Consider the following 260-nt stretch of genomic DNA (forward strand, 5'->3'; position numbering starts at 1 on the left):
GATCAATTGTCCATTATCATCAAAAAATGTCTCAGCTTTGGCAATAATTGCCTGTAACTGTGCTTTATTTAACCCTTCCACGCCCAAAAAATGCCGGATACCACCATCTACATTAAGCTGTGGACGACTCAATGAGGTATTCAATTTTTGATGAATGGTATCGGGATCGAATTTGGCATAATCTGTCGGTGAAATGCTATGGGCTGCACTGCTATCAGTAGAATTTGACATAATGGCAAGTCTTTATCGTTGGTTTATAG

Annotated in this window: 1 pseudogene; it reads right to left on the bottom strand. The window is 39.2% G+C overall.

Annotated elements, in window-relative coordinates:
* Positions 1–231, bottom strand: a pseudogene (gene pyrB, locus AAEY75_RS15885) (aspartate carbamoyltransferase catalytic subunit); the annotation flags it as partial.
* Positions 232–260: the final 29 nt, after the last annotated feature.

Origin of the sequence: Psychrobacter sp. TB55-MNA-CIBAN-0194, from assembly GCF_040309505.1 — a bacterium.
In the GTDB taxonomy this organism is placed as follows: Bacteria; Pseudomonadota; Gammaproteobacteria; order Pseudomonadales; family Moraxellaceae; genus Psychrobacter; species Psychrobacter fozii.